10 protein-coding genes are annotated in these 14,207 nt (G+C 36.7%); 4 read left to right on the top strand and 6 right to left on the bottom strand.

Annotated elements, in window-relative coordinates; all coding sequences use genetic code 11:
- Nucleotides 1-13: 13 nt before the first annotated feature.
- The 6 genes from ACTSKG_RS18730 to ACTSKG_RS18705 form a co-directional block, all read right to left on the bottom strand.
- Nucleotides 14-1,039: an ABC transporter ATP-binding protein gene (locus ACTSKG_RS18730; protein ID WP_464756033.1), complete on the bottom strand. Its 1,026-nt coding sequence runs from the start codon at nucleotides 1,037-1,039 to the stop codon at nucleotides 14-16.
- Complete coding sequence (locus ACTSKG_RS18725; protein WP_464756032.1) at nucleotides 1,020-2,036, bottom strand: ABC transporter ATP-binding protein; 1,017 nt, start codon at nucleotides 2,034-2,036, stop codon at nucleotides 1,020-1,022. The genes ACTSKG_RS18730 and ACTSKG_RS18725 overlap by 20 nt, the downstream gene beginning before the upstream one ends.
- Nucleotides 2,037-2,052: 16 nt before the next feature.
- On the bottom strand, nucleotides 2,053-2,973 hold the full coding sequence (locus tag ACTSKG_RS18720; protein ID WP_464756031.1) for an ABC transporter permease: 921 nt from the start codon (nucleotides 2,971-2,973) through the stop codon (nucleotides 2,053-2,055).
- A gap of 52 nt (nucleotides 2,974-3,025) precedes the next feature.
- A complete protein-coding gene (locus ACTSKG_RS18715) occupies nucleotides 3,026-3,976 on the bottom strand; it encodes an ABC transporter permease (protein WP_464756030.1) in 951 nt (316 codons plus the stop codon).
- 297 nt (nucleotides 3,977-4,273) lie between these two features.
- Nucleotides 4,274-5,836 carry an ABC transporter substrate-binding protein gene (locus ACTSKG_RS18710; RefSeq protein WP_464756029.1) on the bottom strand — a complete coding sequence of 521 codons (1,563 nt, stop codon included), beginning with the start codon at nucleotides 5,834-5,836 and terminating at the stop codon, nucleotides 4,274-4,276.
- Nucleotides 5,837-6,311: 475 nt separating this feature from the next.
- Nucleotides 6,312-6,788 (bottom strand): MgtC/SapB family protein, encoded by a 477-nt coding sequence (locus ACTSKG_RS18705; protein WP_464756028.1) that lies wholly within the window; start codon nucleotides 6,786-6,788, stop codon nucleotides 6,312-6,314.
- A 707-nt stretch (nucleotides 6,789-7,495) separates the two neighbouring features.
- Here ACTSKG_RS18705 and ACTSKG_RS18700 point away from each other — a divergent pair.
- The 4 genes from ACTSKG_RS18700 to ACTSKG_RS18685 all read left to right on the top strand — a co-directional run bounded on the left by ACTSKG_RS18700 (nucleotide 7,496) and on the right by ACTSKG_RS18685 (nucleotide 14,168).
- Nucleotides 7,496-10,531, top strand: a complete 3,036-nt coding sequence (locus ACTSKG_RS18700; RefSeq protein ID WP_464756027.1) for an efflux RND transporter permease subunit — start codon at nucleotides 7,496-7,498, stop codon at nucleotides 10,529-10,531.
- Between the two features lie 489 nt (nucleotides 10,532-11,020).
- A complete protein-coding gene (locus tag ACTSKG_RS18695; protein ID WP_464756026.1) occupies nucleotides 11,021-11,584 on the top strand; it encodes a TetR/AcrR family transcriptional regulator in 564 nt (187 codons plus the stop codon).
- Between the two features lie 2 nt (nucleotides 11,585-11,586).
- Complete coding sequence (locus ACTSKG_RS18690) at nucleotides 11,587-12,972, top strand: DHA2 family efflux MFS transporter permease subunit (RefSeq protein ID WP_464756025.1); 1,386 nt, start codon at nucleotides 11,587-11,589, stop codon at nucleotides 12,970-12,972.
- 347 nt (nucleotides 12,973-13,319) lie between these two features.
- Nucleotides 13,320-14,168: a YitT family protein gene (locus ACTSKG_RS18685; protein WP_464756024.1), complete on the top strand. Its 849-nt coding sequence runs from the start codon at nucleotides 13,320-13,322 to the stop codon at nucleotides 14,166-14,168.
- Nucleotides 14,169-14,207 lie beyond the last annotated feature (39 nt).

Below are 14,207 nucleotides of genomic sequence, written 5' to 3'. Positions count from 1 at the left end.
AGGAGCCTTTCTATTAATCGTGGAGATGGCAGGCTACATTGTGTTCGTTCGTAATTTGCTTCCTTTGCGGAATTTCTGTTTTGCATCTTTCCATTGCGAAAGGACATCTTGTATGGAACACACAACCTGAAGGTGGATTCATAGGTGATGGCAAATCACCTTTTAGTATGATTCGCTCCCTTTTTGATTCGAGTTTCGGCACTGGGACTGCCGATAAAAGTGCCTGTGTATAAGGATGTAATGGGTTTGAAAATAGCACATCTGTGGGTGCTTCTTCTACTAATCTCCCCAGATACATGACTCCTATCCGATCTGAAATATGACGGACTACGCTCAAATCATGAGAGATAAACAGAAAACTTAGATCTAACTCGGACTGTAATTTTTTTAACAGATTTAGGATTTGAGATTGAATCGATACGTCAAGAGCCGATACCGGTTCATCCATGATGAGTAGTTTCGGATTTAAGATAAGCGCCCTCGCAAGCCCGATTCGTTGTCGTTGACCTCCTGAAAATTCGTGTGGATAGCGATAATAGTGTTCGAGTTGTAACCCCACTATATCTAAGATATCCATGACAATTTCTGTTCGTTCTTTAGCGGTACCGATATTATGAATCACTAAAGGTTCCTCTAATGTTTTCCCAATTCTTTTTCTCGGATTCAATGATGAATAAGGATCTTGGAAAACCATTTGAATATCTTGACGTACTTTTCTCAATTCTCTTTCTGACAATTTGAAAATATCGTTCCCATTATAAAATGCCTGTCCCTCAGTTGGTTCTGTGAGCTTCAGCAACGTACGGCCTGTCGTACTTTTTCCACAGCCTGACTCTCCGACAAGTCCGTATGTTTCGCCTTTATAAAGCATAAAGGAAACATCATTCACTGCTTGCACGAAAGTTTTTTCCTTATTAAAATTTAAGAGGCTCTTTTTCACTGGGAAAAACTTTTTTAAATTATTTATTTCTAATAGCGTTTCTTTACTGTTAATTAATTCTATCTGTTCATTACTTGACTCAATTGTAAGTGTGGACATCTGTCGCCACCTCCTGCTTAGCAAGAATTTTTTCAAAGTGCCAACATTTCACCTTTTGTGAAGGAGTATATTCGAAAACAGGCGGTGAAGAGGCTATGCAATGTTCATCTGCAAATGGGCAACGAGATGCAAATCGACATCCTATAGGTATGCGTGTTAATGGAGGTACTGTACCTTCAATTGTATGAAGAAGAGCAGATCTATCCCCATCTAATTGTGGAATCGATTTAATAAGACCTTGTGTATAAGGATGCAACGGTCTAGAAAAGAGTTCTTCAATGCTTGCCTCTTCCACAATTTCTCCTAAATACATGACAACAACTCGAGAACATAGCTCTGCAACTACGCCTAAATCATGTGTGATAAAGATAATTCCCATATCCAATTCTTTGTTTAAATTTTTCATTAATTCCAAGATTTGTGCTTGTATTGTTACGTCTAGCGCCGTTGTTGGTTCATCAGCTATTAATAATTGTGGACGGCAAGCAAGTGCTACTGCAATCATCGCTCTTTGTCGCATTCCCCCTGAGAGATTATGCGGGAATTCCTTTGCCCTTCTTTCAGGAGATGGAATTCCAACAAGTCTCAACAGTTCAACTGCACGCTCTTCTGCAACCCTTTTTCTCACATTTTGATGCAATATAATAGACTCGGCAATTTGACGTCCAACAGTATGAACCGGATTTAATGTACTGAGTGGATCTTGAAAAATCATTGATATATCATTTCCCCGAACTCCATTCATTTGTTGATCAGTAAGCGAAAGAAGATTCTTTCCTTTAAAATTTATTTCGCCGTCATATTCAACCGTTCCCTTTTCAAATAACCGTAAGATAGTTTGAGACATGACGCTCTTTCCACATCCAGACTCGCCAACAACACCGATGATTTCACCTTTTTTAACATCAAAAGAGACGCCATTAACTGCAGTGACTTGTCCTGTTTCCGTGTAAAAATGTGTTTTTAAATCCTTTATTTCCAAAAGTGCATCCGTCATGACTCTTCTTCCCCCTTCAAGCTTTTACTTTAGCTCTTTTTTTCTTAACCTTTTTATAGTGTGGATCCATGATGTCTCTTAACCCATCCCCTAAAGAGTTAAGGCCAATAACAGCTATGATAATAAGCAATCCAGGGAAAACGGTCATCCACCATGCATTAAAAATTACAAGCTTTCCGTCATATAAGATGTTCCCCCAACTTGGTGCTGGAGCTGGAATCCCTGCTCCTAGAAAGCTCAAAGCTGCTTCTGTAATGATAGAATCGGCAAAGATGAAAGTTGCCTGCACAATTAATGGAGAAAGTACATTAGGTGCTATGTGTAGCCAAATAATGCGCGAAGTACTAGCACCTTGAGCTTTCATCGCCTCAATATAGGTTTGCTCACATACAACGAGTGCTGCAGACCTAACGATCCGTGCAACATAGGGTGTAAACACAATACTTAATGCAATTATTACGTTTTCGACTTTAGGTCCTAAAGCTGCCATTAAGGCAATTGCCAACAAGATTCCGGGAATCGCCATTAGCCCGTCACAAATTCTCATTAAAATTTGGTCTAATCTTTTGTAGAAGCTAGCGTATAAACCGATTGTCAGTCCAATAATCGAAGTGATAATCGCGATAGAGAAACCTACGCCCATCGATGCACGAGCTCCATGAATGATTCGAGTTAACAAATCTCTTCCAAAGTTATCCGTGCCCAATAAATGTTCTGCATTTGGTGATTGTAGTCGATTGCTGACGATCATTTCATAAGGGCTATAGCCCACTAATTTTGGGCCAATTAAACTTAACAGTACTAAAAAAGCGACGATTACAATCCCAATCATCATTGAATAATTGGAAAAAAAGCGTTTTCTCAGAAGTTGGTGCTGCTCTTTTTTCAACTTTCTTCTTGCTTCTGAGAGGGTTAGTGTGCTCCCAATCCCGTCCATGCTATTCCTCCTAACACTTAAATGTTAATTTAATATTCCGAAAATAAAAAATTTACTTTTCTTCTAATCGAACACGTGGATCAATGATTCCATAAAAGATATCGATAACCAGATTTAGCATTACATATACAAAAGTAACAAATAGCACAATACCTTGTATGACCGTATAATCCCGTTTTGAGACTGAATTGATTATGAGCGATCCTATGCCAGGAATATTAAAAATAGTTTCAGTTACTACTGCACCTGTAACTAGCCCACCAAAAGTGATACCGATAACTGTGAGAATTGGAAGAAAAGCATTTTGTAAAGCATGATTGTAAATGACTTTTCTTTCTACTACTCCCTTTGCCCTAGCCATTTTAATATAATTTGTGTTTAAAACTTCCAACATGGATGACCGAGTCATTCGTGCAATTAATGCAGCTTGAATGGAGCCTAACGAAATGGCTGGCATGATTAAATATTTAAGATGGTTCCATAATCCACTCTCCAGTGGTTGGTATCCTGCCACAGGCAACCATTGTAATTTCACGCCCACTAGTAATACTAAAAACAAAGCAAGTAAAAAACTGGGGATTGCCATTCCTAGTAAAGAAAACCCCATAACGGTTTGATCTGTAGCTGTTCCTCTCCTAATTGCTGCGATAATTCCAAGTGGAATGGCAATACACAAAGCAACAATTTCCGCTAAAATTGCAAGAGATAATGTAGGGCCAACATGGCTCATGATTGCATCATTCACCGACATATTCATGTGATAAGATAATCCCAAATCACCAACTACGGCCTTTTTTACCCAATGGAAATATTGCTCGTAGACAGGTTTATCTAATCCAAGTTGAGTCTTAGCAGATGCAATTTGTTCTTCCGTTGCTTCCTCTCCCAACATAAAAGACGTCGGGTCCCCCGGAGTGATATGTATAATTGAAAAGATAACAATTGATACTACAAATAATACTGGGATTAAGGATAACAATCGCTTAATAATATATGACCACATTAATGATTCCCTCCTATTAAACAAGATGAATAAATGAGCTAAAATCAATTACGCCTCGGCGTAATTGCGTCCAGATTTTGAATCGAGCTCGCTCGATTAACTCCTTTCAAAATCTGTGTCATCCGCCGGAGGCTTTATCTTCATTCAGCGGGGGGTTGAACACCCGCTGAACAGTAAACAAAACCTCATTCATATCACCACCTATAGAGGTGAGAGTATTCCGCTGAATGAAAATAAAAAATAACGCCATGTTTAGTAAAGACAACATGTTAAACTTGGCGTTATCCAATCTTAAAATTATTTAGAATTTGAAACGTTCCAGAAAATAAGCCCATCAACGTCTTCTAAATGTGAGAGTGATTTACGCCCTGCGAAAAGCATATCTCCGTCCCCCATTTTAATAGCAGGTCTATAATCCAAGAACCAAGCCTGCAAATCATCATAATAGCCTCGTGCATCTTCAAGTGAAGGTGCTTGACGAATCTTTGATGAAATCTCTTCTAGTTCTTTGCTATCTGTCCAACCAACATAATCTGGTCTCGCCCAAACAAGGGAAGTCGGTTCGACTTTTCCTTTATTTGTGATAACTGTCAGATCAAATGCATCCGGATCATTGCGACGCTCTGAGAAAGTCGGCCAATCGTAAACTTCTAACTTCACGTTAACCCCGGCATTTTTCAACTGATCCTGTATAACAATCGAAGCATTATACATATGGTCATAATCTCTAGATGTCATTAATCGAATTTCTTCGCCGTTATAACCAGCTTCTTTAAATAACTTTTTCGCAAGTTCTGGATCTTGGAAACCATATTCGTTTTTTCCGATATCGCTATACCATTGTGATTCCTGATTAGCTAACATCACATGGTGATTCGTCTTATAATAGTCTGGGTTTACAAAAGCCGCTTTTAACACATCTTCTTTTTTGATTGCTGCATCTACTGCCTCACGTGCAATCTGATTTGTGAAAAGACCTTCTTTTTTATTGAAATATAATAGCAGAAGTTCCCTTGGAACGCTTTTCAATTCGATATCCTTGCTACTAAGAAGCATGTCTACGTTATCAATCGGAAGCTCCATCGCTGCATCATATTCACCTGATAAAATCCCAGCAACACGAGTGGATGAATCTGGAACAAAAATAATATACAAGTCATCTACCAATGCTTCCCTATTTCCAGCTAACCCATCTCCCGGCTCTTCTCGATGTGAGTAATCATTAAATTTAGTTAAATGAATTTGTTGATTTTGTTTCCATTCCTTAAATTGAAATGGACCAGTACCGATATATTCGGTCACTTTTTCTTTTTCATCTTTCCCCTCAAGTATTGAAGCAGGCATTATACTCGGAGACTCTCCTCCAGAATAAGCAAGAACGAGTGTGGCAGTTGAAGTCGGTTGCGCCATTTCCAATTGAACAGTATACTCATCAACTTCTTTGAATGCGGCACCTTTGAATGTTTCTTTTCCTGTACTCGAAACATTGATCCAACGATTCATTGATGCGACCACGTCTGCCGCTTTCATTTCTTCGCCATTATGAAATTTAACGCCATGACGCAAGTTAAATTGTATTGTTTTTCCATCCTCATTATACGATTCGACTAGCATCGGTTGAATTTTACCTTTAGAGTCAAAAGTAAGAAGAGTTTCAAAAATATTTCTCGCAATATTTGAAGAAATCGTCGTTGTATTGACATGCGTATCCAATGTTGGTGGTTCTGAAGGTACCGCAACTCTCAATACTCCGCCTTTTGTTTCTTTCTTAGTGCTCTCCCCAGCCACGTCATCATTCGAACAACCAACAAGTGCAATTAACATCAGACATAAAAATAAGACATACTTAATAAATTTCATTCTAATCCCCCTCGTAATTTCAACATTTTCATACATGTGATTAAAGATATAAGACCAACTTAATGAGAGCGGTTACATTATTTACTCCAAAAAATGTGGGTCTTTGATTATAAAACTTACTTTTTATTAAACAATGTTCTTTTTTGGCCATTTCATAAAAATTAATTCATTTACACAGCACCCATTTCCTTAACAATTTTTTGTATACTCTGAAATTTAGCACAAATTAAATTAAAGGAATAGATTAATAACTTTAAATTGATAAAAAACTTTATGGTCATTTGTTCCAACGCATAAGGTAGAAAACAATTTTTCCAACGGAGAGAACACTATATCTCCCTTACTTCATTTCTGAAAAAGAAACTAAAGCATTTTACACAAAATAACTAAATAATTTTTTATAAATATAAAAAGCTACAATGACCACTGACTGTGGTTATTGTAGCTTTTTACTTTATACCCAATACAATTTGTCCTACTCTCCATCACTATCATCGCCTTCTCTATCTCTTGACGGTAATATTCCTACTTTCTCTACCAATCTTGGTAAGTTCATAGCAATAAACATTAATATTACTGTGATAATTGCTAAATCATATTCCCCATAACCAATTGTTAAACCTACGCAAGCAGTAATCCAAAGATTTCCAGCAGTTGTAAGACCCCGCTTCACATTATCTTTATCAACCCAAATTACACCAGCACCAAGAAATCCAATGCCGCTAATTACTTGAGCTGCTAAACGCATAGGATCCATGCTTGGTCCTTGATTTAGCGTTGATAAGACCATTGCTAATGTCGATCCTAAACATACTAATATGTGAGTTCTAATACCCGCTGGCTTGTTTTTTATAGCTCTTTCTAAGCCAATAAAAAAACCAATAAGTGTCGATATAAACAATCGTAAATATAAGTCAAAATGCGATTCGAATAATGTTGTAAAAAAATTCATATGCATTACTCCTTTAAATAGACTTATTTCAAAAGCATTACCGCGGATTTACGTTTCAGGTGGACGCTTTCCGCGGGGGGAGCGTTGAACCATCACCGCCGCTACGCGTTCGTTGTGATGGTTCATCTGTCTCACTCATCCCGCTGGAGTCGCCACCTTTCACTACAATCCATTAAGTGAGTTGTACTAACAAGAAGATTTAGCCCAGCTATCGCTCAGAGTATGAATTAGCCAGGAGAATAATGAATATACATTTTTATCTTTCAAAAAAAGGATTTAATCCATCTTTTAGTAGATCAATCACGCTTACTCCCTTTTCAGTCAAAGAATTGTAAGTGTGCTCTAAATTTGAAGAAAAGAATATAAGCTACGCAGTCTTCTTTATTTTATTCCCCATATTATATATAGCCAATCTATAAATTCTATAAAAGTATTCTATACCCTTTTTATATTCCAGGAAATTCCCTCAATAATTTTGGCATTTTTAGAAACCATTTTTCCATATGATACTAAGTCTTAGGTCTTAGAAAAATATAATTCTAAGGCTCAATGCGGAATATGTTTCCATTTTTTACAATGAAGATAGAACTTAAACGTTGAAGGAAGGGAGTACATAATTCTGGATTAAAAATATAGTAAGTTTTTAAATTTCGTATTTATCTTCGTGTTTTTTATCAAACTTTTGAATTTTTAGGAGGAGTATTATTATGTCGAGTTTTACTAAGTGGGCTTTTGGTAACAAAGCAGCTGTTACTGTATTGACCATTTTAATATTAGTTATAGGTGTGATCAGTTACTTTAAACTGCCAATGGAATTTTTACCATCAGCGGACAATCCGCAAGTAACAATAATTTCCATGGGTCAAGGTACAGATTCCAAAACGATGGAATCAGAAGTGACCTTACCCATTGAAAGAGCCGTTAGAGGACTGAATGGTAAAACATCTGTCTATTCTACAACCGGCGACGGATTTTCCAAAGTGGACCTATTCTTTGAGGCAGGATACGATATGAAACAAGCAAAACAGGATGTACAAGAAGCATTAAGTAAGGTTGCCTTACCTGTCTATATATCCAAGCCAACCATTTCACAGCTGAATACTTCCATGATTCCAATTGCTAATATTGCGGTCACCTTTGAAGATGGATTGACTACAGAAAATATGGATTTTGCTCGTGAAAAGCTTCTATCTCGTTATCAAGAAATCAAAGGTGTATCCAATGTCGATATATATGGAATTACAGATACGATTATATCCATCAAGATTGATGATATGAAATTGTCTGAAAAACAAATTCCTCTTCAAGCGGTTATGGGGATTCTTCATGGCCAAAATACCGCTGTATCTATTGGCGAGAAAATAATAGATGGAAAAACTAGCAATATTAAAGTAATTGGAGATGTAACAAGCATTGATAAGCTGAAAGGATTAACTGTTGCTCCTAATGTAAAGCTTGAAGATATTACCATCATTAAAGAAACAAAAGATGCAAATTTCATAAGCCGTTTCAATGGTAAGGATAGCTTAGAGATTAGCATCACAAAGGACAGTCAATCTAATGCAGTAACTATTAGCAAAGAAGTTGAAAAAGTAACAAAGGCTATCAATAAACAGTATAAACAGCAGGAATCTGTGCTTTACATTTCTTCTGCTGATCTTGTTAAAAATTCTGTTCAAACGATGATAAAGGAAGTACTTATTGGTGCATTATTTGCAACAATTGTCATTATGATTTTCCTACGAAATATTCGGACTACTTTTATAACAATTGTATCGATTCCTTTATCACTTTGCTTCACACTAATACTACTATCATGGTCTGGCGTGACTTTAAATATATTAACACTTGGCGGTGTGGCAGTTGCAGTTGGCCGTCTTGTTGATGATAGTATCGTCGTAATCGAAAATATTTTCCGGAAAATGCAATCGGAGAAATTTTCAGCTCAAATGATTATTGAAGCAACGAAGCAAGTTGGAGTAGCTATTACTGCCTCTACATTAACGACAGTAGCAGTTTTCTTACCAATGAGTTTATTGAATGGTGGACTTCAAGAATTCCTTTTACCATTCGCTTTAACCGTTACGTATTCTTTACTTGCCTCTTTGATTGTTGCGTTGACTGTCGTTCCGATCATGAGTGCAGGTTTATTAAAGAATACTAAGCTTCCAGAACATAAACCAGCTGTTCGGTTTCCAAAAATAGTTTCATGGTCTTTAAATCACAAATGGATTGTCTTCTCGATTTCCATCTTCCTGTTTATCGGATCAATCGGTGCTTACTTTATCGTTCCAAAAGGAGCCGTTGACAGCTCTTCCGCGGACTATGTGATGGCTACTTTAAGTTACCCGAATGATACACCAATTGAAGATGTGAAAGAAAAGACTACTGAACTTGAAACATCTATACTAGCAATGGATAAAGTTAAATATGTATTTTCACAAGTAGGTTCTCCATCAGAAGCTGCGCAATATGGTTGGGTTGGATCACCGACAGAAGCAAGCTTCAGTATTTTATTGGACGATAAAAAAGATACAGACTTCATCTTAAAAGAAATGGAAAAGAAAAAAGATCAATATCCGAATGCTCATTTTGAAGTAAGTACAGCTTCCTTTATGATGGGAGGTGCAAGCACAAATATCACCATAGATGTAGTAGGTGAAAATATTGCGGACCTTGAAAATGTAGCAACAACTATTAAAGAAAAAGTGCAGAACATTGATGGCGTGGAGGAAGTAACAACCAACCAAGAGAAAAAGAAAACCGTACACTCTATTATAGTAAATCCAACAAAAGGAAACACAGAACAAATCGCACAACAGTTAGGTGTAATGTTAAATAAAACACCAATCGGTACGATTAAATTAAATGACAAACAAAAAACCGTATTCCTAGAACCTGTTCTAGATACAAAAACACCGGAAGACTTGGAAAAAACTCCAGTTATGACTGATGCGGGATTAGTCCCTATCTCTTCTATTGCAACTATAAAAAGCGAAGAGCGTTCAACCAACCAGTTCCATAAAGATGGGAATGCATATCTACGTGTCACTGCATCCGTTGATCCTACGAAGCTATCGGAAATCTCGAAAAAGATAAATCAAGAGATTTTCGGCGATAAAAAAGAGATGAAGGCAATGGATATTCCTAAGAACGTGGAGGTTTTAGTTGGAGGATCAAGTAGCCAACAAGCTGAAGATTTTACCGACCTATTTCTCATCATGCTTGTTTCCATCGGAATTGTATTTTTAATAATGGTGATCACATTTAAGTCGATTAAAGCACCGATAGCAATTCTTTGCTCCCTTCCACTTGCTGCAATTGGCGCCATTTTAGGAATTCTTATCAGTGGAATACCAGTTGATATCACTGCACTTTTAGGAGCATTAATGTTAATCGGTATCGTCGTAACAAACGCGATTGTGCTGTTAGACCGAGTAAAACAAAACGAACAAAAAATGATTATTCGCGAGGCACTTATCGAAGCAACAGCAACAAGAATGAGACCAATCTTCATGACCGCAATCGCAACCATCTGTGCGATGCTTCCACTATTGCTGAAAAAAGCAGAAACAGGAAGCTTAGTATCTCAAAGTCTTGCTATTGTAGTTATCGGTGGATTAGCCATGGCAACCTTGCTTACGCTAATTGTCATTCCATGTATTTATGAATTATTTTATTTTAGGAAGTCTAAGAAACAGAGATTGACTCGAGAGGTAGAGCAAGATACTTCAATTTCATAATTGAAATTGGAGCATAATATAGGCGGGCGCTTTCTTACCTGTTGTTGCTTTCCGTTCCGGTGCTCGCTTTCCGCGGGCAACAATGAACACGAAACAAGGGGACTTATCAATAATCACCTTTAAAATTAATTACTTATTAGGATTTTCTCTTCCTATTTTGTATGCTTAACAGACCCCGCTGGGTGAGCGATGAGCCTTCACCGCCGCATTCACGTCTTTTGTAATCGCTCATTGTCTCACTTATCTCGCTGCTTGTCGCTTCAATCAATAAATTATGTTTTAAATGCTATTTATAAAATTAACTCATTAAAGAAACCAGGTTTTTAAACGATCTGGTTTCTTTATTTTGTTCTTGAGTCTTTTAACACTTTTGTCTAAATTGTGAACGTACTTTGTAATAAAAATAAAAAAACACTTACATCATAGAAAAATATTTTGTTATAGTTACAAACAGACCGGTCAGTATGTTTTTTAGGGGGAATATGGAAAATGGATACAAAATCGCTATTAGTCGACATAGCAACAAAGCTTTTTCAACAAAAAGGATATAAAGGTGTAGGGTTAAATGAAATATTAAAAGCTTGTAATATAACAAAAGGTGCACTCTACCATCATTTTCCAAATGGCAAAGAGGAATTATTAATTGCTTGTCTACATGCTTTAAAAGAAGCAATTACAAAGGATATCGAAACGATTTTCCATCACCATCTGTCCACACAAGAAGCAACATATGCAATGATTGAAAAGTTAATTACAAACATAGAAACAGACGGTACAGTTACGGGCTATACATTTAGTAGTATTGTGAGCGAAATGGCATCTTTCAGCGAGCCTGTAAGAAATGCTTGTGGAGAACTCTATGAAAAAATTCAAGACATATACCGTAATAAACTAGTTTCAGATGGCCATTCAATTGAATCAGCTGCCTCCGTTTCATTATTCATGACAGCTTCTATCGAAGGTGCGATGATGCTTTGTTTAACCCAAAAATCAACAGATCCCTTAAGAACTATATCAAAAGTATTAACTAATAATTTATTGAAGGAGTTTTAAAAGTGAATAAAGAAGTTAAAACAGGGCCAATTATGACCGCCTTGTTAGTAGCAGGTTTTGTTGGTCTTTTCAGTGAAACAGCCTTAAATATAGCATTAGCCGAACTTACCAACATTTTTAGTGTAGAGGCGACCACAATTCAGTGGTTGGCAACAGGATATTTTTTAACTCTAGGGATTTTAGTGCCCGTAACAGGGATTTTAATGCAAAAATTTACAACACGTCAAATGTTTCTTACCTCGGTTACATTATCAATTATTGGAACAATCGTAGCTGCACTAGCACCTGTATTTAGCGTGCTTTTGATAGCACGTGTCATACAAGCAGCTGGGCTTGCAATTATTTTGCCGTTAACCCAAAGTGTTATTTTTACCATCTTCCCTCCTAATAAACGAGGCGGCGCAATGGGGATTATGGGATTAGTCATTTTAGCAGGTCCAGCATTTGGTCCAACATTAGCAGGTCTTATTTTAGATACTTTATCGTGGCACTGGATTTTCTGGTTTACGATTCCATTCTTAGTATTCTCACTCATTTTCGGGTTCATTTATATTCCAAATATCAATGAAATTAGAAAAATTTCGATAGATATTTTATCTATCATTTTATCAACAATCGGTTTTGGTGGCGTTGTTTATGGGGTAAGTGTCGGTGGAGAGTTTGGATGGACAAGCATGACTGTCCTAAGCACAGTCATTGTGGGACTCATCGCCCTAATTTTATTTGCAATTCGTCAAACAAAGATGGATACACCAATGTTAAATTTGAAAACATTTAAGCACCCTCAATATGTACTTGGGCTTACGATGAATATGATTACATTTTTAAATATGCTTTCTATGCTTGTTGTCTTACCAATGTATATGCAATTGGCGTTATTAGCTACTGCCTTCACAACAGGTCTTATTCTATTACCAGGTAGTGTATTAAATTGTTTACTAGCTCCGATAATTGGCCGACTATTTGATAAATACGGTCCTCGTGCCGTCATTACACCGGGTACAATATTAGTTGTCATTGGCTATGCCTTATATGGACAATATGGAACAGAAACTGCGCTATGGATTATGGTAATTACACATATTATCATGATGCTTGGTATCGGTATGGTACTTGCATCCGTTCAGACAAATACATTAAATGCATTACCAAAACAGTACTATCCAGATGGTATTGCTATTTCTCAAACATCTCAACAAGTTGCAGGAGCAATTGGTATTGCCGTAATGGTATCCATTTTCTCAGCACAACAAGCAAGTTCTTTAACAGATGGGACTACTCTAGCTGTATCCGCTGTTTCTGGATCTTCACTTGTGTTTAACATAAGTTTAGTTTTAGCTATTATCAATGTTGTCCTTTCATTGTTTATGAGAAAACGTTCCCTGTGACAAAAACAAACATGAAAATTACAACATTCACGTTTGTTTGAATAACTATGAATGTTTCTAAAACACGGTAGTTGTTTATATCTTTAACACAATAAAAGAGTTCAAAAATACACTGTCCCGTAATTGTTATTTAAACTAGCAATTATAGAGCAGTGTATTTTTGTTCCGAATTAAAGCTTTATGCTTCCACAAACTTGAAAGTTTCTGTTACAAGCAGTTTTACTGTTCTTTTTAATTGTTTGAGGCTTTAAGGACTCACTCACTTTGGAGTTGCATGTATAAGAAGATGATCGTAGATACAACATAGAGGAATGGATGTTGCTGTTCTTTTAAAGGAGTGCTTACATATGTCAATTACCGAGAAAAAAGGTACAACGATTGCTTTAGATTTTCTTTCAATAATTGTTGGTACGTTTGTTTCTGCTGTTGCACTTAATATGTTGATTATTCCCTCTGGATTAATTTCTGGTGGGTTAACTGGGATTGCTCAATTTATTCATCACTTTTTCCCGATTAATGTTGGCGTTTTTTATTTTATATTAAATATCCCATTAATGGTGCTTGCCTATAAATTATTAGGGACAAAGTTTAGTATATACACAATGATTGCCATCATTTTAATATCTGTATTTTTGTATCTCTTGCCCGTTCAACATTTATGGACGGAAAATACTCTGCTAGCTGCAATTTTTGGCGGAACACTGAATGGGATAGGGTGTGGGATTGTATTAAGAAGAGGTGGCTCACAAGGTGGACTAGATATTCTTTCTAGAATTATTACGAAATATAAGAATGTATCTATAGGAAAAGCCAGTTTAGTTGTAAATGTACTGATAGTCATCGTTTCCGGTTTTATTTTAGGTAGTGAAGTTGCCTTATTCACGATTATTTCGATGTATGCGACGATGAAAACATATGAAATCATTTTAAGTCACGTCAATCGTGTATCGGTCTTAATCATTACTAAAAGCGGCGAAGAAGTTAGTCACGAGATCAATTTAAATTTACATCGAGGAACAACAATGTGGGATGCAACTGGTGGATTTACTCATGATCAAAAAACGGTCTTATTTTGTGTGACGGTAGTAGGGGAATTAACAAACTTGAAAAAAATTGTGAGGCAAATCGATTCACATGCATTCGTTAGCGTCATTTCAACTCAAAACGTTATTGGCCGATTTCATCAAATATGGTGAAATGTATAGAAAACCGCTTGGATTGCGTTTGACTTCTAA

The sequence above is a fragment of the Psychrobacillus syltrankelensis genome (assembly GCF_055454035.1).
The sequence above is the reverse complement of the archived record's forward strand: the minus strand, read 5'-3'. Positions and strand labels throughout refer to the sequence as shown.

Coding starts and splice junctions, on each gene's coding strand:
- ACTSKG_RS18730 (WP_464756033.1), bottom strand. CDS start 1,039: ATGTCCACACTTACAATTGAGTCAAGTAATGAACAGATAGAATTAATT.
- ACTSKG_RS18725 (WP_464756032.1), bottom strand. CDS start 2,036: ATGACGGATGCACTTTTGGAAATAAAGGATTTAAAAACACATTTTTAC.
- ACTSKG_RS18720 (WP_464756031.1), bottom strand. CDS start 2,973: ATGGACGGGATTGGGAGCACACTAACCCTCTCAGAAGCAAGAAGAAAG.
- ACTSKG_RS18715 (WP_464756030.1), bottom strand. CDS start 3,976: ATGTGGTCATATATTATTAAGCGATTGTTATCCTTAATCCCAGTATTA.
- ACTSKG_RS18710 (WP_464756029.1), bottom strand. CDS start 5,836: ATGAAATTTATTAAGTATGTCTTATTTTTATGTCTGATGTTAATTGCA.
- ACTSKG_RS18705 (WP_464756028.1), bottom strand. CDS start 6,788: ATGAATTTTTTTACAACATTATTCGAATCGCATTTTGACTTATATTTA.
- ACTSKG_RS18700 (WP_464756027.1), top strand. CDS start 7,496: ATGTCGAGTTTTACTAAGTGGGCTTTTGGTAACAAAGCAGCTGTTACT.
- ACTSKG_RS18695 (WP_464756026.1), top strand. CDS start 11,021: ATGGATACAAAATCGCTATTAGTCGACATAGCAACAAAGCTTTTTCAA.
- ACTSKG_RS18685 (WP_464756024.1), top strand. CDS start 13,320: ATGTCAATTACCGAGAAAAAAGGTACAACGATTGCTTTAGATTTTCTT.